This is a genomic window from Rhodanobacter sp. AS-Z3 (assembly GCF_029224025.1).
Classification (GTDB): domain Bacteria; phylum Pseudomonadota; class Gammaproteobacteria; order Xanthomonadales; family Rhodanobacteraceae; genus Rhodanobacter.
This window is the reverse complement of the sequence record NZ_CP119392.1, coordinates 1,955,532-1,974,202: the sequence shown is the minus strand read 5'-3', so window position 1 is coordinate 1,974,202 and position 18,671 is coordinate 1,955,532. Positions and strand designations below refer to the sequence as shown.

The following is an 18,671-nucleotide window of genomic DNA, read 5'->3' as shown; positions in this document are numbered from 1 at the left end:
ACCCGCGAACGACAGCACAACCATGCTGTGCCGCATGTTCTGCACGACAGCTCAGTGTTCGTACAGCTTGCCCGACACGGCTGCGCATGCAGGCCAGTCGATATCCGTCTTGATTCACATGCGTGCACGCGCGGATCAACGCGGCGCGTAGCCGGCAGACCAGCGTTCCGTGGAAGACGTTGGTGGCGAGTGCTCACAGTGCTATTGCCCTGTCAACGACTGGATTCCGGTCCACGATAAAATGTAAACTCACCGGTATAGTCTGGCTGGAAGCCCGCATTCCACTGCGTCTGGCAATGCGTCTGAACGCCGCGCTGCGGATCATTGCAGCGCACGGGCTCGTTGATTCAGGATCTCTGGCACGCGAAACGGCACGCCTCTCGGGGCCCTGTTGCGACACGTGCCTGCGCTACCCCATTCCCCTGCACGTTGAAGCAAGTTCGGAGCTTTCATGAATTCGTCGTTATTGCGCGCCCCCCTGCTGTGCCTGGGCCTGCTGACACTGGCTGCCTGCGGCGGCAAAAGCAAGGAACAGGGGCCACCCCAGATGCCGCCGCCGCAGGTGGGCGTGATCAAGGTAGAGCCGCAGAACTCACCGCTCACCCGCGACCTGGTCGGCCGATTGTCGCCCTATCGCAGTGCCGATGTGCGCGCACGCGTCGCCGGTGTGCTGCTCAAACGCGCTTATGACGAAGGCACCAACGTCAAGAAAGGCGAGTTGTTGTTCCAGATCGATCCGGCACCACTGAAGGCATCACTGAGCGCCACACAGGCAGCGCTGGCACAGGCGCAGGCCACTTACACGAACAACAAGGTCACCGCGCAGCGCGTGCGCGAACTGGCGCCAAAGGGCTATGTGTCGAAGTCGGACCTGGACAACGCACTGGCCGCAGAACGCAGCGCCGCCGCCGCCGTGCAGGCCGCGCGCGCCAATGTGGACACCGCGCGCATCAGCCTCGGCTATGCCAGCGTGACCTCGCCGATTGATGGCCGGGCCGGTCAGCAGCGAGTCACCGAAGGCGCCCTGGTCGGCAATGGTGAAGCCACCTTGCTGACCACGGTGGACCAGATCGACCCGTTGTACGTGAACTTCACGATGAGCGTGGAAGCGATGGAACAGATGCGTCGCGCGCAGAGCAACGGCAACGTCACCCTCGCCGACCCGAACAAGGCCAGCGTGCAGATCAGCATGCCGGACGGCAGCACCTATGCCGAGACTGGCGTGCTGGACTTCTCCGACAGCACGGTCAACCCAGCCACCGGCTCGGTCAACTTGCGCGCGAAAGTGCCCAACCCCAAGCACGCCCTGCTACCCGGCATGTATGTGACGTTGAAAGCCAACCTCGGCCAGCAGCACGACGTGTTCATCGTGCCGCAGCAGGCCTTGCAGCGCGACACCGTGGGCGCTTACGTGATGACGGTGGGCGCCGACGGCAAGGCGGTCCGCAAGGACGTCACCACCAGCGAAATGACTGGCAGCAACTGGGTGATCAACGACGGCCTCACGGCCGGTGATCAAGTCGTGGTGTCGGGCATCCAGAGCGTGAAGGCCGGCGAGCCGGCCACTGCCAGCCCGTGGCATGCGCCTACTGCGCCCGCGGCATCGTCCGGCCGCCCCTCGGGCCAAGCCCCGAACCGCAAGTAACGGAGCCCCGACGATGCCGAGTTTCTTCATTGACCGCCCGATTTTCGCCTGGGTGGTGGCGATCCTGATTTCGCTGGGTGGCGTGCTGGCCATCCTCAACCTGGGCGTGGAGTCCTACCCGTCCATCGCACCGCCCTCGGTAACGGTGGGCGCGACCTATCCCGGTGCAAGCGCGGAGACCACGGAAAAAGCCGTGACCCAGGTGATCGAGCAACAACTCACCGGCATTGATCACCTGCTGTATTTCAGCTCGTCGTCCAGCGCCAGCGGTCGCGCCAGCATCACTCTGACCTTCGAGAGCGGCACCGACGCGGATATTGCGCAGGTGCAGGTGCAGAACAAAGTTGCACTGGCGACCCCGCGCCTGCCCTCCGAAGTGATCCAGCAGGGCGTGGTAGTGGCCAAGGCTAACGCCGGCTTCCTGATGGTGGTCGCGCTGAAGTCCGAAAATCCGAAAATCGATCGTGATCGATTGAACGACATCGTCGGCTCGCAGGTACTTGACCAGATCGCCCGCGTGCCCGGCGTCGGCAGCACCCAGCAATTCGGCTCCGAGTACGCCATGCGTATCTGGCTCAACCCGGACAAGCTGCACGGCTACAACTTGTCAGCCACCCAGGTGTTGGCAGCCATCAAGGCGCAGAACGTGCAATTTGCGGCCGGCTCGCTCGGCGCCGACCCGGCACTGCCGGGCCAGGGGTTCACTGCCACCGTATCCACGGAAGGGCGCTTCACCTCACCGGAGCAATTTGCTGACATCATTCTGCGCGCCAACGCTGACGGCACCACGGTCAAGCTGGGTGACGTGGCACGAATCAGCTTCGGTCCCGGCGGCTATGGCTTTGATACCCAATTTGACGGCAAGCCGATTGGCGCGTTTGCGATCCAGTTGCTGCCCGGCGCCAACGCGCTCAATGTGGCCGCTGCGGTACGCGGCAAAATGGACGAGCTGGCACCCAGCTTCCCGCAAGGCGTGAGCTGGTTCAGCCCTTATGACAGCACCGCCTTCGTCACCATCTCCATCAACGAAGTGGTCCACACGCTGATCGAAGCGATCATCCTGGTGTTTCTGGTGATGTTGCTGTTCCTGCAGAACATCCGCGCCACCATCATTCCGACTCTGGTGATCCCGGTGGCTCTGCTGGGCACCTTTCTGGGCATGCTGGTGCTGGGCTTCAGCATCAATCAGCTGACTCTGTTCGGCATGGTGCTGGCCATCGGCATCGTGGTCGATGACGCTATCGTGGTGATTGAAAACGTCGAACGCATCATGACCGAGGACGGCCTGTCGCCGAAGGACGCCACGCGCAAGGCGATGGGGCAAATCACTGGCGCGGTGGTGGCCATCACCGTGGTACTTGCGGCCGTGTTCGTGCCGTCGTCGCTGCAGCCGGGTGCGTCGGGCATCATCTACAAGCAGTTTGCCCTCACCATCGCTGTCTCGATGGGTTTCTCCGCCTTCCTCGCGCTGTCGTTCACACCGGCGCTGTGTGCCAGCTTCCTGCAGCCGGAACACCACAAGAAGAAGAACATCGTCTACCGCAAGTTCAACGAATTCTTCGACTGGACTACTACGACCTACACCGGCCATATCGGCGGGGCAGTACGTCATGCGCCGCGCTGGATGCTGGTCTTTGTTCTGCTCGCGGTACTGGGCGGCGTGCTCTATACGCGCCTCCCCGGCAGCTTCCTGCCGGAAGAGGACCAGGGCTATGCGTTGTCGGTGATCCAGCTGCCGCCGGGCGCTACCAAACAGCGCACGTCGGAAGTGATGGCGCAGATGCGCGATATCTTGAAGAAAGATCCGTCCGTGGAAGGTGTGCTTCAGGTCACCGGTTTCAGCTTCATCGGCTCCGGCGAGAATGCCGGCATGGCCTTCATCAAGTTGAAGGACTGGGCCAAGCGCGACGGCACGGCTGGCGACTTCATCCAGCGCGCCAATGGCGCCATGCGGCAGATCCATGATGCGCGGATCTTCGTCGCCAACATTCCCACTGTCCAAGGCCTGGGACAGTTCGGCGGCTTCGACATGTATCTGCAAGATCGCGGCGGTGCCGGTCGCGACGCGCTGACCCAGGCCCGCAACATGCTGCTGGGCAAGGCCAGCCAGAACAAGTCGCTGACCGGCGTGCGCCCCAATGCGCTGGAAGACGCGCCGCAACTGCAACTGGACGTGGACCGCGTGCAGGCGCAGTCGATGGGCCTGCAGATGGGCGATATCTACAATGCCATCGGCCTGATGCTGGCGCCGGTCTATGTCAACGACTTCACCTATGGCGGCCGCATCAAGCGGGTGATCATGCAGGCCGATGCACCGTACCGCATGGGCCCCGAAGCGCTGCAGCACATCTTCACCCCAAGCACGTTGAGTTCCAGCAGTGGCGCACCGGAAATGATCCCGTTGTCCACAGTGGTGCGCAGCAAGTGGAATGTATCGTCCCCGTCACTGACGCGCTACAACGGCTACTCAGCGGTGGAAATCGTCGGCTCGCCCGCACCCGGGCGGTCTTCGGGCGAAGCCATGAGCCAGATGGAAAAGCTCGTCAACAACGATCTTCCCAAGGGCTTCGGCTTCGACTGGACTGGCCAGTCCTATCAGGAGGTGCTGTCCGGCAACGCCGCTACCCTGCTGATGTTGCTGTCGATCGTGATCGTGTTCCTGGCGCTGGCTGCGTTGTACGAAAGCTGGTCAATTCCCGTTTCGGTGATGCTGGTGGTGCCGCTGGGCCTGCTCGGCACGGTGGTGTTTACCCTGCTGCGCGGACTACCCGATGACATCTACTTCAAGATCGGCCTGATCACGGTGATTGGTCTGGCCGCGAAGAACGCGATCCTGATCGTGGAGTTTGCGGTGGCCGAGCAGAAGGCCGGACGCACCTTGCGCGAAGCCACGGTCGACGCTGCGCGCCTGCGCTTGCGCCCGATCATGATGACGTCACTGGCCTTCATCCTCGGCGTGTTCCCGCTGTTCATTTCCAGCGGCGCCGGCGCCAATGCGCGTCACGCGATCGGTACCGGTGTGATCGGCGGCATGTTGTTCGCCACGTTCCTCGGCGTGCTGTTGATCCCGGTGTTCTACGTGGTCGTTCGCCGCCTGCTCGGCGACCCGCTCGACGGCGAAGCACCGCCACCCGCCGTAGCCGGCCCCAACGGCATGCAGACATTCGATTCAGACCCACGCCGCGGCGCCTGATCCATCGCGGTAACGAAAAGCCCGGCAGGTAACCTGCCGGGCTTTTTTTTGCAGCGTGAATCGCGACCAGTTTGATGAACGTGATCAATCCAGTTCGCTTTCAACACGCCGCATCAGCATCCATCGACTCACGCCTGTCCGACACCTTCTCCTCAAGGTGCGATCTTGCGTTTGAGCGCACGTGCTACCGGCGCTGGCAAGTTGGGCAGCGAGCGCAACAGCCACGGCAGCACCTTGCGCTTCGCACCGCTCAACGCCTCGGGCACCAGCGCCTCGATCAGATGCGGGCCGGGGTTTGCCAGCGCATATTCCAGCGCCTTGCAGAAGTCCTCCGCGGTATTCACGCGCACGGCGTGCACGCCCATCCCCTGGGCCAGCAGGGCAAAGTTCAGTGCCGCGCCAGTGAGCTCCAGTTGCGCACGTGCCTTCGGGCCGACGGAGTCGGTTCCCACGCGCTCCAGTTCCACATTGAGCACCGAGTAGGAGGCGTTGTTGAAGATGATGGCGGTGACGTCGAGCTTTTCGCGCGCCATCGTCCACAACGACTGAATGGTATACATCGCAGTGCCGTCGCCGATCAGTGCGACTACCGGGCGGTCGGGACAGGCGACCGCTGCACCCACGGCGTTGGGCAGGCCCTGGCCGATGGCGCCCCCGGTCAACGTGATCAGGTCGTGGCGTGGGCTGCCTGCGGTCATCATGCCCAGCATCAGGCCGGAGGTAATCGCCTCATCGATGAGGATCGCGTTGTCGGGCAGCAGCTCGCCCACGGCCTTGCAAACCTTGGGTGCCGTGAGTCTGCCGCGCGGACGTCCCGGGCGTCGTGCCTCACTCAGCGCGGGCTGCGACTGCGCGGCACCGAGTGCAAGTACCAGCTTTTCCAGACTGGCGCGTGCATCCTGTTCTGGCGAAGCCAGCGTCTGCACGGCGCAGCCCTCAGGTACCAGATAACTCGGCTTGCCCGGATAGGCGAAGAAGGACACCGGCGCCTTCGCATCGACCAGAATCAGATGCTCGATCCCGGCCAGCTGCACACCAGCCATCTCGGCCAGATACGCAATTCGCTCCACGGCAGGCAAGCCCGCACCGCGCTGCATGCGCGTCGGAAAGACTTCAGCCAACAGCTTCACGCCTGACTGCGCAGCAATGCGTGCGGCGGCCAACAGCGCATCTTCGCGCAACGCCTGCCCGCCCAGCAGCAGCGCAGCCTTGCCACCGCTACGGATGGCCTGAGCAATCGCCTCGACGGTTGCGTCGTCTGCCGCAAGCGGCGCAGGTGCCGGCAACGGCGAACACGCCTGACCACCGTCGCCCCAGGAAACGTCAGCCGGCAGAATCAACGTAGCGACCTGCCCCGGCAGGCCGCGTGCGGCAGCAACCGCCTCGACCGCATCACGGCACAACGCTTCGGTGCTTGAGGACGTGCGCACAAAACCGGGCGAAACATTGCGCGCCACCGTCTCGATGTCGGACTGTAGCTGCGCGTCGAACTGCGTGTGATAGGTGGCGTGATCACCCACGATATTGACGATCGGCACGTTGCCCTTGCGTGCGTTGTGCAGATTGGCCAGACCGTTGCCCAAGCCGCAACCCAGATGCAGCAGCGTAGCGGCAGGCTTGTCTGCCATGCGTGCATAGCCATCGGCCGCGCCGGTGGCGACACCCTCGAACAATGCCAGCACCGCGCGCATGCGCGGCTCGCCATCCAGCGCGGCCACGAAGTGCATCTCGCTGGTACCGGGGTTGCTGAAGCAGACCTCGATGCCGGCATCGGCCAGCGTTTTCAGCAGGGCTTGAGCGCCGTTGGACATGAGCGTTTTCCTCGGATGATCAATCGAACTCGGCGAGCCGCCTTAGGGATGCTCTGATCAATTAAGTTCAAAATGGCCGTCCAGACGGCCGTGCTAAAAATATGGATTGACTACGACGAAAAGGCAGATTGTGAGGCATATCGCCGCCATCGCCGTGCTGGGTTACCCCCAATCGCCTCGATTTCCCGCCTCACAGGCGCACCTCCCCTGCGGACGCTAGCAACGTTCGTCGCACCATCCACAGATTCGATAGCGCGAACAGCGTGAGTATCTGAGCGGTGTTCTTGAGCAAGCCCTTGAAGCGCACCTTCTGATAGCCGAACTGCCGCTTCACCACCCGGAACGGATGCTCCACCTTGGCTCGAACCGCGGCCTTCATGTGCTCGGTGTGCTTGACCGCATCCTTCAACTCGCCCTCGGGCATCGCCTTCACGCTGCCGCGTTTGGCCGCGATATGCCACGTGCGGCCGCGCTTGGGTGCCCGTTTCTCGGCGCCTTGGTAGCCGGCATCGGCATGCACCGTCTTCTCTTGGCCGTGCAGCAACTTGTCCACTTCCGTCACGTCGCCCACGTTGGCAGGTGTCGTGGTTACCGTGTGCACCAGCCCCGATTCCACGTCCACCCCGATGTGCGCTTTCATGCCGAAGTACCACTGCTGGCCCTTCTTCGTCTGGCGCATGTCCGGGTCACGCTGTTTGTCCGCATTCTTGGTCGAGGACGGCGCCTGAATGATCGTGGCATCCACGATCGTGCCCTGACGTAGCAACAGGCCCTGACCGCTCAGGTGCGCATTGACCGCTTCGAAGATCTTCACCGCCAGGCCGTGCTGCTCCAGGAAGCGACGGAACTTCAGGATCGTCGACTCGTCCGGAATCGCGTCCTCGTTCAGCTCCAGCCCGGCAAACCGGCGCATGGACTCTATCTCGTACAACGCATCTTCCATCGCTGGATCGCTCAGTGCGTACCACTGCTGCATGAAGTGGATCCGCAGCATCGTCGATGCCGCCATCGGCGGGCGACCGCGACGACCGGAGGTCGGATAGCTCGGTTCGATCAGCGCCAGCAGGTCGGCCCACGGCACGACTTTGTCCATCTCACCCAGAAACCGCTCACGACGTGTCGGCTTCTTCTTGACTTCAAAACTCAACGAGGCGAACGAACGCTGCTTCATCGGCGATGGGCTTCCTGGGGACTGCTGGCTATGATGCCGCAGACGGGGAATAAATCAGAGCATCCTTAGCGGGCTCGCATGAATGTTTGTCACGCACATCGCATCAACCATGAAGTCGGGATATTCATCAGCCGCCACCGGCAATGGCACGCGCGGCCGCCCGCGCCGTAAGAATGCAGCCGGGCAGGAACGTGCCTTCGAGCGATCGCTTGCCGGAAGCACCGCCACCACCGAAGCCGGCCGCTTCGCCAACACAGTAAAGCCCGGCGATCGGCTGACCACTCGCATCGAGCACACGGCTTTGCAGGTCGGTGCGCAACCCACCCAGACTTTTGCGCGTGATCAACTGCATGTGGATGGCGATGAACGGCCCCGCCCCTTTCATCTGCAGCGGTGCAGGTTTGCATGTGCGCAGGCGATCCGAACCCCATTGACGCGCATGCAGGACGCGGTCGATCTGCTCATCGTTCTGCAGCTTGTCGCCGTTGGCGAAGTTCGCATCGAAGGCATCGGCAGTAGCCTGCAGCACACTCGGGTCGATGCTGTGCGAACAGGTCAGCGCATTCATCTTGTCGGCCAGCCCGGCCAGTGTGTCATCCACCAGGAAGTGCGGGCTCTCGCACTGCATCTGGTGCAGCAGACGGTGATTGCCGAGCAGCGTCTCCTTGAGAAAGCGCAGGAACTGCTGATCGCGAATGCGCTGGTTGTGCTCGGCGCCGGAGATCGCGAACTCCTTGGCGGCGATGCGCCAGTTCAGCAGATGCCAGGTCCATGGCTTTTCCTGCGCCGCCACACGCTGGCATAGCCAATGCGTATCAAAACCTGTCACCAGCGGTTCGGGCCCGATGCGTTCACCACGGTGATCGAGCCATAGCGCTGACTTGCACGGAATCAGCGACAGGCCATGCCCGGGAAAGTGCGGATACGGATGCGGGATGCCCGCCGCGTAATTCCACATCTCGCCTGCGTGGGTAATCTGTGCGCCGAGTCGACTGGCCAGATGGTGCAACTGGCCGTCGGCAAACGGATGGGCACCGTTGAGCATGGTCGTGGGCTGTGGGCGATCGCCTGGCCAGTTCGCTCGCGTTTCGGCATGACTCCCGTTGAGACCACCCATCGCCAGCACCACCGTCGTCGCCTGCAGTCGCACTTGCTCTTGCGTCGCTTCGTTCACCGCCACGGCACCGGCCAGCCGCCCGGCGTGGTAGTCCAGACTGACGACGCGATGACCGTGCAACACGACAAGCCTTCCGCCCGTAGCGGCCCGCTGCAAGGCGTCGATCAGTCGCAGGGTCAACTCGCGCGCCGTTCCCCAGACGATGTGGTACCGCGGCAGGCTGTTGCCTTCGCCATGGCGGCCACGCTCCACCCAGTTCACCGCGGGCATGAATTTCACGCCCTCACCCAGCAGCCAGTCGTAGACCTGCGAACGCGAATGCTCCACGTAGTAGCGTGCCCACTGCAGCGGCCACTCATCGTCCGCGTCGAGTTCGCCAAAGCGCAGCCAGTCCTGCAATGCACGCTCCGGCGTGTCGGGAATCTTCATGCGCGCCTGCAGCGGCGTCCCCACCAGCGCCATGCCTCCAAACGCCCACCGGGCCAGGCCACCGAAGCGTTCCTGAGTGTCGCGGTCCACCAGGGTCACACTCTGACCCGCGCGCAGTGCTTCAAGTGCGGTGACGATGCCGGCAAGACCACCGCCGATGATCAGGACATCTGAAGCCTGTGTCGTCATGAGTCGTTGTCTCGCGAGTGCAATACCCTGTGCAGTGCCACCATTGATACCGGTTTATGATGCCTTGGCGATTGACCTTGGAGGACACGCCGCTTGACCCTGCAGGCAACCGTATCGACAAGCTGGGCCAATACCGTGCTGGACACCGCGCAGCGACAAGGCGTGGCGCGCGAACACGTACTGGCCCGGGCGGGTATCGAGCTGTCCGCATGGCAGCGCGAGCGCTGGCCGATCGACTACATCACCCGACTGTGGCGCGCTGCCGTGCAATGCACGCAAGACCCGGGGTTCGGCTTGAAGGTGGGTGCAGACGTGGGGCCGGCGAGTTTCAACGTGGTCAGCGCACTGCTGCAATCCGCACCCAACCTGCGCGAGGCGATCGTGTTGTTGCAGAAGTATCAGCACCTGATCAGCGATGGCGGACGCTTCCAGATGATTGCCGGGGAGTCCGCGAGCTGGCTGATCTACCACCCGCAACACGGCCTGCTGACCTTCAGCCCACACCAGATCGAAGCCGTGCTGGCCGCGGTGGTGAGCTTCTCGCGACGGGTTGCCGGAACGCCGCTACGGCCACAGCGCGTGCAATTCAGCCAGACGCAGATCGGCCCGCTGGCGGATTACCGCAAGTTGTTCCAGTGCCCGGTCGATTTCGGGCAGGCCTTCAGCGGCGTGCTGTTGGAAAACGCCGTGCTCGACGCGGCCCTGCCGCAGGCCGATGCGCAGCTGGCCCATCTACACCGCCAACACGCACAGGCACGACTGGCTAGCCTGTCCACACCTGGCACGCTGGTACAGGAGTTGCGCAGCTGGATCGCGGTGCAGTTGCAATGCCAACTACCCACACGTGGCCTGGCGGCGCAGGCGTTAGGCGTCACCGAACGCACGCTGGCGCGGCGCATGCAGGCCCAGCAACTGAGTTTTACGGTGCTGCTGGACGAGGCCCGGCGCGACGCCGCGTTACAGGCCGTCGAACACAGCGACCGCGATCTGACCGAGATCGGCCAGTCGCTGGGCTTTGCCGAGCCCAGCACGTTCTGGCGAGCGTTCCATCGCTGGACTGGCTACACGCCTGGCCAGTGGCGCCGTCGGATGGTGGCTTCCGCAGACACGCTTGCGCGAGTCCATGAAGCCAGCCACGGATCGACTCAGCGCAAGCCAGTCTCCGCTCGCGCAATCACCATCCGCTGAATTTCGCTGGTGCCTTCATAGATCTCGGTGATCTTGGCGTCACGGAAGTATCGCTCGAGCGGCATTTCCTTCGAATAACCCATGCCACCGTGGATTTGCACGGCCTGGTGGCTGATCCACATCGCCGCCTCGGAAGCGACCAGCTTGGCCACCGCCGCTTCGGTGCCGAAGCGGCCGCCGTTCTTCTCAGCCTCGCCCTTGGCCCAGGCCGCGCGCAAGGTCAGCAGGGTTGCCGCATCGAGCTTGCACTTCATGTCGGCAATCTTCGACTGGGTCATCTGGAATGTGCCAATCGGCACGCCGAAGGCCTTGCGATCGCGCGACCACTGCAAGGTGGCCTCATATGCTGCCCGGGAAATACCGACCGCCTGCGACGCAATGCCGATGCGTCCGGCGTCGAGCACACCCATCGCCATCGAAAAGCCCTTACCCTCTTCGCCCAGCAGGTTCTCTTTCGGCAACACGTAATCGGTAAATTCGATTTCGCAGGTGGCCGAGGCGCGAATGCCGAGCTTCGGCTCGCTCTTGCCGGCATGGAAGCCCGGCAACTGGGTGTCGACAATGAACGCCGACACACCCTTGGCGCCAATGCCCGGCGTGCTGATGGCGAACAGCACGATGTAGCGCGCCACCGGACCGGAGGTGATCCAGCTTTTCTTGCCGTTGATCACCCAGTCGCCGTCGGCATTCTTGGTCGCGCGGGTATGCATGGCCGATGCGTCGGAGCCGGACTGTGGCTCGGTCAGCGCATACGCGCCAATCGCTTCGCCGGTGGCAATCGCACGCACGTATTTCTGCTTCTGCTCTTCGTTGCCATGCTTGAGGATGCCATTGCAGAACAGCGAGTTGTTGACCGACATGATGGTCGAGGTGGCGGCATCGGCCGCGGCAATCTCGATCATCGCCAGCACATAGGCGATCGGGTCCATGCCGGCACCGCCGTACTCCTCCGGCACCTCGATGCCCATCAGGCCGAGCTTGCCCATCTCGCGGATGTTCTCCAGCGGGAACTCGCCCTTCGCATCGAGTTCGGCAGCCACCGGCACAATGCGCTTTTGCGCAAAATCACGGGCGATCGACTGAATCGACAACTGGTCTTCGGTAAAGCTGAAATCCATGGGAAGGCTCCGGCAACTGAAAGGGAATCGGGAAAGCCATCCATTTTAGCCGGGATGGCTACCGGCCGGGGCGGGGCCAGAAAGGCGGCCATTTACCGCCGGCCAAACCGTCCTCTGTCGGCTGGCACCTTGACGCCCTGCGCGACGCGCCCTAGCCTATACATCTTTATATCGCGATACATGGATGATTATGGATCTGGCGACCGCTTCCAGTCTGCTTCGGCTGCTGGCCGACCCCACGCGGGTGCGCCTGCTGGCTCTGCTTGAGAACGAGGAATTGACGGTAGCCGAACTGGCCGCCGTGCTGCACCTTGCGCAACCGCGCGTATCGACCCACCTGGCCAAACTCAAGGAAGCCGAACTGGTGCGCGACCGCCGTGCTGGCGTGTCGGCCTATTACCGTGCCAACAACGAGGGCGACGAGGCACAGCACGATCTGCTCACTTCGCTGCGCGCCAGTATCGATGACGCGCTGCTGCGTGAAGACGCTGCGCGCCTGCCCGGCGTGCTGGCCAACCGCGCACGTGAAGAAGGCTGGGCAGACACCGTGGCTGGCGACATGGAACGCCACTACTCACCCGGCCGCACCTGGGAAACGCTGGCACGCTCGCTGTTGCAATTGCTCGGTACCGGCGACGTACTCGACATCGCTTCGGGCGACGGCATCACCGCCGAATTGCTGGCACCTCACGCACACTCGATCGTCTGCGTGGACTCCAGCGAGCGCGTGGTCGAAGCCGCCGCAAAGCGCCTGCAGGCGTTCCCCAACGTGCAGGTGCTTCAGGGCGACATGCATGCGCTGGAGCTCGGCAAACAGCGCTTCGATCTGGTGTTGATGCTGCACGCGCTGACGTATGCCGAGCATCCTGCCAAGGCCGTCGCCGAAGCCGCACGCCTGTTGCGTCCCGGCGGTCGTCTGCTGGCGGTGACGCTGGGCCAGCACGACCACGCCAAGGCGGTGGAGCCGTTCGACCATCGCAACCTAGGTTTCAGCAGCGAGCAACTGGACAGCTACGCGCGCACTGCCGGGCTGGAAGTACTGAGCTGCAATCGACTGAGCCGCGAGCGCAAGGCGCCGCATTTTGAAGTGATCAGCCTGCTCGCACGCAAATCCGCATAAACCGATTCACCGCAATACCCATGTCGTCTGAAGGAAGTTCGATGAGCACCCTGCCCTGGCTCCACCCCGATCGCGTCGCCTTGCTGGAACAGGCATTGCAGCGACGCATCCTGATTCTCGACGGCGGCATGGGTACCATGCTGCAGGCGCACGAACTGGACGAAACCGGGTTCCGTGGTGGCCGCTTCGAACATGGCCATGACGGCCACGCCGAGATCCACGACAACCACAGCCATCCCGGCAGTTGCGATCTCAAGGGCAATAACGACCTGCTCAGTCTGACCCGTCCGGAAATCATCCGCGGCGTGCACGACGCGTATCTGGAAGCCGGCGCCGATTTGCTGGAGACCAACACCTTCAACTCCACCCGGATCAGCCAGGCCGATTACCAGTTGCAGCATCTGGCACACGAGTTGAACGTCGAAGGCGCAAAGCTGGCGCGCGCCGCCTGCGACGCGATGACCGCCAAAACACCGGACCAGCCGCGCTTCGTGATCGGTGTACTGGGGCCGACCAGCCGTACCGCGTCGCTGTCACCCGATGTCAACGACCCTGGCTTCCGCAACGTCACCTTCGAGGAACTGGCGGCGAATTACACCGAGTCCGCCAACGGTCTGATCGATGGCGGTGCCGACGTGCTCATGGTGGAAACCATCTTCGACACGCTGAATGCGAAAGCCGCCTTGTTCGCCCTTTCCGAACTTTTCCATCAGCGCGGCACCCGCATGCCGGTGATGATCTCCGGCACGATCACCGATCGCTCTGGCCGCACGCTCTCCGGGCAGACCGCCGAAGCGTTCTACTATTCGGTGCGCCATGCGCGACCGCTTTCGGTGGGCTTCAACTGCGCCCTCGGCGCCGACGAGCTGCGTCCGCATATTCAGACGTTGGCGAATCTTGCCGAGAGTTTCGTCAGCACGCACCCCAACGCCGGCCTGCCCAATGCGTTTGGCGAATACGATGAAACGCCCGAACAAATGGCCAGTGTGATCGGCGCTTTCGCACGCGACGGCCTGATCAACCTGGTCGGTGGCTGTTGCGGCACCACACCGGCACACATCAAGGCCATTGCCGACGCCGTGCGCCCATACGCACCACGCAAGCTGCCTTCCATCATCGAAACCGAGGCCGCCTGAAATGACACGTCATACCTGCCTGTCCGGCCTCGAACCGCTGGTGATCACACCCGAACTGCTGTTCATCAATGTCGGCGAGCGCACCAACGTCACCGGCTCGGCGCAATTCAAGAAGCTGATCAAGGAGGATCGCTACGACGAAGCGATCGAAGTCGCACGTCAGCAGGTTGCCAATGGTGCGCAGATCATCGACATCAACATGGACGAAGGTCTGATCGATTCCGAGGCGGCGATGACCCGCTTCGTCAACCTGATTTCGTCCGAACCCGATATCGCCCGTGTGCCGTTCATGATCGACTCGTCCAAGTGGACGGTGATCGAGGCTGGCCTGCGCTGCCTGCAAGGCAAAGGCATCGTCAACTCGATCTCGATGAAGGAAGGCGAGGCAGCATTTCTCGAACAGGCACGCAAGGTGCAGCAATACGGCGCCGCTGCGGTGGTGATGGCGTTCGACGAACAAGGCCAGGCGGACACTTGCGAGCGCAAGGTGGCGATCTGTTCGCGTGCCTATGAATTGCTGACCAGAGAGCTCGACTTCCTGCCCGAAGACATCATCTTCGACCCGAACATCTTCGCCATCGCCACCGGCATCGAGGAACACAACAACTACGCGGTGGATTTCATCAACGCCACACGCGAGTTGAAGAAGCTCTTCCCGGATTGCCACATCTCCGGCGGCGTCTCCAACGTGTCGTTCTCGTTCCGCGGCAACAATATCGTGCGCGAGGCGATCCACTCGGTATTTCTGTACCACGCAATCCGTGCGGGCATGGACATGGGCATCGTCAATGCTGGCGCGCTCACCATCATGGACGACATCGACCCGCCCTTGCGCGAGCGCGTCGAGGACGTGGTGCTGAATCGCCGCGCCGATGCCACCGAACGGCTGCTGGAGATCGCCGACAACTACAAGGGCAAGCGCGGCGATGCAGTGGTCGAGACCCTGGCCTGGCGCGAGAAGGATGTACGCGAACGCCTGAGTCACGCGCTGGTCCACGGTATCGATCAATACGTCGTCGAGGACACCGAGGAAGCACGCCAGTTATCCACCCGCCCGCTCGACGTGATCGAAGGCCCGTTGATGGACGGCATGAACGTGGTCGGCGACCTGTTCGGTGCCGGCAAGATGTTCCTGCCACAGGTGGTGAAGTCCGCCCGTGTAATGAAGAAGGCAGTCGCCTATTTGTTGCCGTTCATCGAAGAAGAAAAGCTGCGCACCGGCGACACCGGCAAGAACAACGGCAAGATCGTGATGGCCACGGTCAAGGGCGACGTGCATGACATCGGCAAGAACATCGTCGGCGTGGTGCTCCGCTGCAACAACTTCGAAGTGATCGACCTGGGTGTGATGGTGCCGGCGCAGAAGATCCTGGAAACCGCGATCGCCGAGAAGGCCGACATGATCGGCCTTTCCGGATTGATCACGCCGTCCCTGGAAGAAATGGCCAACGTCGCCCGGGAAATGCAGCGGCAGAATTTCCACGTACCGCTGTTGATCGGTGGCGCCACCACCTCGCGCGCGCATACCGCGCTGAAGATCGAACCGCACTACAAGGCCGGCACGGTCTGGGTGAAAGATGCCTCACGCGCGGTTGGCGTCGCGCAGTCGCTGGTCAGCAAGGATCTTGTCGACGACTTCCTTGCCAAGGTGCGCGCCGACTACGCCGACGTGCGCGAACGCCACCGCAACCGTGGTCCCGGCAAACAACTGGTGTCACTGGAAAAAGCCCGCGCGCAACGCTTCCGCTGCGATTGGGCCAACTACGAGCCGCCACAACCGAACCAGCCAGGCGTCACCGTGTTCGACGATTACGATTTGTCGGTGATCCGTCAGTACATCGACTGGACACCGTTCTTCCAGGCCTGGGAACTGGCCGGCCATTACCCCGCCATCCTGACCGATGAAATCGTCGGCCCCCAGGCGACCGAGTTGTTCAACGACGCCCAGGCGATGATGGACAAGATCATCGCCGAAAAATGGCTGACCGCACGCGCCGTGATCGGCTTGTGGCCGGCGGCCAACTTGATGGACGACGTCGAGGTCTACACCGATGCCAGCCGCAGCGAGCGCCTCGCCACGCTGTGCAGCCTGCGTCAGCAAGCCGACAAGCCGCCCGAGCGGCCGAACCTGTGTCTGGCGGATTTCATCGCGCCAAAAGAGTTCAACAAGCCCGACTGGATCGGTGGTTTCGCGGTCACTGCCGGCCTCGGCATCGAGGAACACCTTGAGCGTTTCCTCGCCGATTACGATGACTATTCCTCGATCATCCTCAAGGCGCTGGCCGACCGCATGGCCGAAGCGTTCGCCGAACACATGCACGAACGCGTGCGCAAGGAATTCTGGGGTTTCGTGCCCGACGAAGCGCTCGACAACAATGCGTTGATCGACGAGAAGTACCGCGGCATCCGTCCTGCACCCGGCTACCCCGCGTGTCCGGAACACACCGAAAAAGCCACCCTGTTCAAGTTGCTTGATGTCACGAACAACACCGGCATCGAACTGACCGAGGGTTTCTCGATGTACCCCGCTGCCGCCGTGTCGGGCTGGTATTACTCGCATCCGGACAGCCAGTATTTCGTGGTCGGCCGAGTCAGCAAGGAACAGGCTCAGGACTATGCCAGGCGCAAGGGCTGGACGCTGGCCGAAGCCGAACGCTGGCTATCGTCCAACCTCGACTACGACCCCGAGTGATCGCCGTCCACATAGGGGCGCGCCCTGCGCGCGAAGCGTTCCGCCACGTCACCCAGAGCATCGCGCGGAAGCGGCGCTTCCACCCTTCGTAGGGCGGGCACTGCCCGCCGGCCCCCAAGCAAAAACAGCGGGCAGTGCCCGCCCTGCGCGAACTTACGCGGTCACGTCACCGGTAACGCTGTTCTTGCGGTGGCGCAGGTGCACGATCAGGTTGTAGACCGAGACGAACACCGGGAAGAAGTTCGAGATGATGCCGACCGAGTCGTTCTTGCCCAGGGTGAAGTAAGCCAGTAACAGAATGCTGCCGCATACCGACAGCCACCAGAATGCCAGCGGCATCACCACGCGTTTGTACTTGCGCGTGTAATACAACTGCACAAACCAGCGACTGGTGAACAGCAAGGTACCGGCGAACCCCACCATCTTCCATGGCGTCAACTGGAACTGCTGGAGGGCATGCAGGATCGAAGCAAGATGGGTGCTGACGGGGTCCATGGCGGTACGCTTTCAATAGAGACAAGACGCCAGTCTAACAAGGCGACGCTGAGCGTCATCGGAGGCGGCCATCGTCCGGTTGCCAAAAAACATTGACCAGCCCATCGACTACCCCTAAAATTGCGCGTTCTCGGCGGGCGATTAGCTCAGCGGTAGAGCACTGCCTTCACACGGCAGGTGTCGCAAGTTCGATCCTTGCATCGCCCACCAATGAAATCAACGAATTAGGCCACCTTTAACGGTGGCCTTTTTCGTTGTACGGATGCTGGTACGGAAAGTCTTTCCGAACTGGCATTCAGTGCCGCCAAGATCTTGGCTCAGTTTGGCGAGGCCTCAGCAGGCTCGCACAGCCCCGCGCTGAAGCGCTAGATTTAGAGCAATAGGCATGGGCAACTCTGGGTGTCACCACTTACTTGCTCCATGGCTGGCGAGTGAATTCCCATCAAGAAAAAGATTGAGCGAAGTCTAGGCAAGCCTCGCGAACCTAAAAGCAGATGGACTAAGACGATCCTTGCACGATGTTGATGTGGTAATCCCCCCGAAAAGTAGCAGCAGTCGAAAGTGGAATTTTCTCGTAGTCTGATCCGAGGAGGTTCCCATGAAGGAATCGCGTTTTAGTGACAGCCAGATCATCGCCGTGCTCAAGCAGGCCGAGGCCGGTACGCCGGTTCCCGAGCTGTGTCGGACCCATGGCATCAGTTCGGCCACGTTCTACAAGTGGCGGTCGAAATTTGGCGGCATGGACGCTTCGATGATGTCCCGGCTCAAGGAGCTGGAGGACGAAAATCGGCGACTGAAGAAGATGTACGCCGAGGCACGGATGAGCGCCGACATCCTCAAGGAAGCCCTCACAAAAAAATGGTGAGGCCATCTCAGCGATGGCCGCAACTTTCGGCTGTTCAACGTGCTGGATGACTTCAACCGCGAAGGGCTGGGCATTGAGGCTGACCTGTCACTCCCAGCTGCGCGGGTGATCCGTTCGCTGGAGCGAATCATCGAATGGCGCGGAAAGCCCGGCGCGATTCGCTGCGACAATGGCCCCGAATACATCAACAGCGCACTGCAGCAGTGGGCCGAGCAACATGACATCAAGCTCGACTACATCCAGCCCGGCAACCCACAGCAGAATGCCTACATCGAACGCTACAAACGGACCGTGCGTTACGACTGGCTGGCCCAGCTCCTGTTCGACTCGATCGAGGAGGTGCAGGAATCGGCTACCCGCTGGCTATGGACTTACAATCACGAGCGGCCGAACATGGCACTCGGCGGCATCACACCGATGCAACGTTTGGCCTTGATCCATTAGCTCCACTTTTGGCGACTGCTAAAAATGGGGGGATTACCGATACACCTGAATTGTTGCT

At 62.2% G+C, this 18,671-nt stretch carries 11 protein-coding genes, 1 tRNA gene and 1 pseudogene; 8 read left to right on the top strand and 5 right to left on the bottom strand.

Annotated features, from left to right (window positions below; genetic code table 11):
• Window positions 1-451: 451 nt before the first annotated feature.
• Both PY254_RS08620 and PY254_RS08615 read left to right on the top strand, forming a co-directional pair.
• Window positions 452-1,645, top strand: a complete 1,194-nt coding sequence (locus PY254_RS08620; RefSeq protein ID WP_281015047.1) for an efflux RND transporter periplasmic adaptor subunit — start codon at window positions 452-454, stop codon at window positions 1,643-1,645.
• 13 nt (window positions 1,646-1,658) lie between these two features.
• A complete protein-coding gene (locus tag PY254_RS08615; RefSeq protein ID WP_281015046.1) occupies window positions 1,659-4,838 on the top strand; it encodes a multidrug efflux RND transporter permease subunit in 3,180 nt (1,059 codons plus the stop codon).
• Between the two features lie 152 nt (window positions 4,839-4,990).
• Here PY254_RS08615 and PY254_RS08610 read toward each other — a convergent pair whose 3' ends face one another.
• From PY254_RS08610 to PY254_RS08600, 3 genes are all read right to left on the bottom strand, one after another.
• On the bottom strand, window positions 4,991-6,649 hold the full coding sequence (locus tag PY254_RS08610) for an acetolactate synthase large subunit (protein ID WP_281015045.1): 1,659 nt from the start codon (window positions 6,647-6,649) through the stop codon (window positions 4,991-4,993).
• Window positions 6,650-6,839: 190 nt separating this feature from the next.
• A complete protein-coding gene (locus PY254_RS08605; RefSeq protein WP_281012220.1) occupies window positions 6,840-7,820 on the bottom strand; it encodes an IS5 family transposase in 981 nt (326 codons plus the stop codon).
• Window positions 7,821-7,947: 127 nt separating this feature from the next.
• Window positions 7,948-9,555, bottom strand: a complete 1,608-nt coding sequence (locus PY254_RS08600) for an FAD-dependent oxidoreductase (protein ID WP_281015044.1) — start codon at window positions 9,553-9,555, stop codon at window positions 7,948-7,950.
• A gap of 93 nt (window positions 9,556-9,648) precedes the next feature.
• Between PY254_RS08600 and PY254_RS08595 the strand changes: the two genes are divergently transcribed.
• Window positions 9,649-10,743 carry an AraC family transcriptional regulator gene (locus PY254_RS08595; protein WP_281015043.1) on the top strand — a complete coding sequence of 365 codons (1,095 nt, stop codon included), beginning with the start codon at window positions 9,649-9,651 and terminating at the stop codon, window positions 10,741-10,743.
• Here PY254_RS08595 and PY254_RS08590 read toward each other — a convergent pair.
• Entirely contained in the window at window positions 10,701-11,861 is a 1,161-nt protein-coding gene (locus tag PY254_RS08590) for an acyl-CoA dehydrogenase family protein (RefSeq protein WP_281015042.1), read from the bottom strand. The genes PY254_RS08595 and PY254_RS08590 overlap by 43 nt on opposite strands.
• A gap of 190 nt (window positions 11,862-12,051) precedes the next feature.
• Here PY254_RS08590 and PY254_RS08585 point away from each other — a divergent pair, with 190 nt between their 5' ends.
• Genes PY254_RS08585 through metH form a run of 3 tightly spaced genes read left to right on the top strand, consistent with a single transcriptional unit; the run spans window position 12,052 to window position 16,809 of the window.
• Window positions 12,052-12,981, top strand: a complete 930-nt coding sequence (locus PY254_RS08585) for an ArsR/SmtB family transcription factor (RefSeq protein WP_281015041.1) — start codon at window positions 12,052-12,054, stop codon at window positions 12,979-12,981.
• Between the two features lie 41 nt (window positions 12,982-13,022).
• Window positions 13,023-14,117 (top strand): homocysteine S-methyltransferase family protein, encoded by a 1,095-nt coding sequence (locus PY254_RS08580; RefSeq protein ID WP_281015040.1) that lies wholly within the window; start codon window positions 13,023-13,025, stop codon window positions 14,115-14,117.
• Window position 14,118: 1 nt separating this feature from the next.
• Entirely contained in the window at window positions 14,119-16,809 is a 2,691-nt protein-coding gene (metH, locus tag PY254_RS08575; protein ID WP_281015039.1) for a methionine synthase, read from the top strand.
• Between the two features lie 153 nt (window positions 16,810-16,962).
• On the opposite strand, the gene PY254_RS08570 is transcribed toward metH, so the two are convergent.
• The gene (locus tag PY254_RS08570; protein WP_281015038.1) at window positions 16,963-17,304 is read right to left on the bottom strand and encodes a lipid-A-disaccharide synthase N-terminal domain-containing protein; all 342 of its coding nucleotides are present in this window, start codon (window positions 17,302-17,304) and stop codon (window positions 16,963-16,965) included.
• Window positions 17,305-17,439: 135 nt separating this feature from the next.
• Between PY254_RS08570 and PY254_RS08565 the strand changes: the two genes are divergently transcribed.
• Together PY254_RS08565 and PY254_RS08560 are read left to right on the top strand one after the other, a co-directional pair.
• Window positions 17,440-17,514, top strand: a tRNA-Val gene (locus tag PY254_RS08565).
• Window positions 17,515-17,902: 388 nt separating this feature from the next.
• Window positions 17,903-18,613: pseudogene (locus tag PY254_RS08560) on the top strand (transposase).
• Window positions 18,614-18,671: the final 58 nt, after the last annotated feature.

Excerpts from the sequence above, each read along its gene's own strand:
- PY254_RS08620 (WP_281015047.1), top strand. The coding sequence starts at position 452 with ATGAATTCGTCGTTATTGCGCGCCCCCCTGCTGTGCCTGGGCCTGCTG.
- PY254_RS08615 (WP_281015046.1), top strand. The coding sequence starts at position 1,659 with ATGCCGAGTTTCTTCATTGACCGCCCGATTTTCGCCTGGGTGGTGGCG.
- PY254_RS08610 (WP_281015045.1), bottom strand. The coding sequence starts at position 6,649 with ATGTCCAACGGCGCTCAAGCCCTGCTGAAAACGCTGGCCGATGCCGGC.
- PY254_RS08605 (WP_281012220.1), bottom strand. The coding sequence starts at position 7,820 with ATGAAGCAGCGTTCGTTCGCCTCGTTGAGTTTTGAAGTCAAGAAGAAG.
- PY254_RS08600 (WP_281015044.1), bottom strand. The coding sequence starts at position 9,555 with ATGACGACACAGGCTTCAGATGTCCTGATCATCGGCGGTGGTCTTGCC.
- PY254_RS08590 (WP_281015042.1), bottom strand. The coding sequence starts at position 11,861 with ATGGATTTCAGCTTTACCGAAGACCAGTTGTCGATTCAGTCGATCGCC.
- PY254_RS08585 (WP_281015041.1), top strand. The coding sequence starts at position 12,052 with ATGGATCTGGCGACCGCTTCCAGTCTGCTTCGGCTGCTGGCCGACCCC.
- PY254_RS08580 (WP_281015040.1), top strand. The coding sequence starts at position 13,023 with ATGAGCACCCTGCCCTGGCTCCACCCCGATCGCGTCGCCTTGCTGGAA.
- metH (WP_281015039.1), top strand. The coding sequence starts at position 14,119 with ATGACACGTCATACCTGCCTGTCCGGCCTCGAACCGCTGGTGATCACA.
- PY254_RS08570 (WP_281015038.1), bottom strand. The coding sequence starts at position 17,304 with ATGGACCCCGTCAGCACCCATCTTGCTTCGATCCTGCATGCCCTCCAG.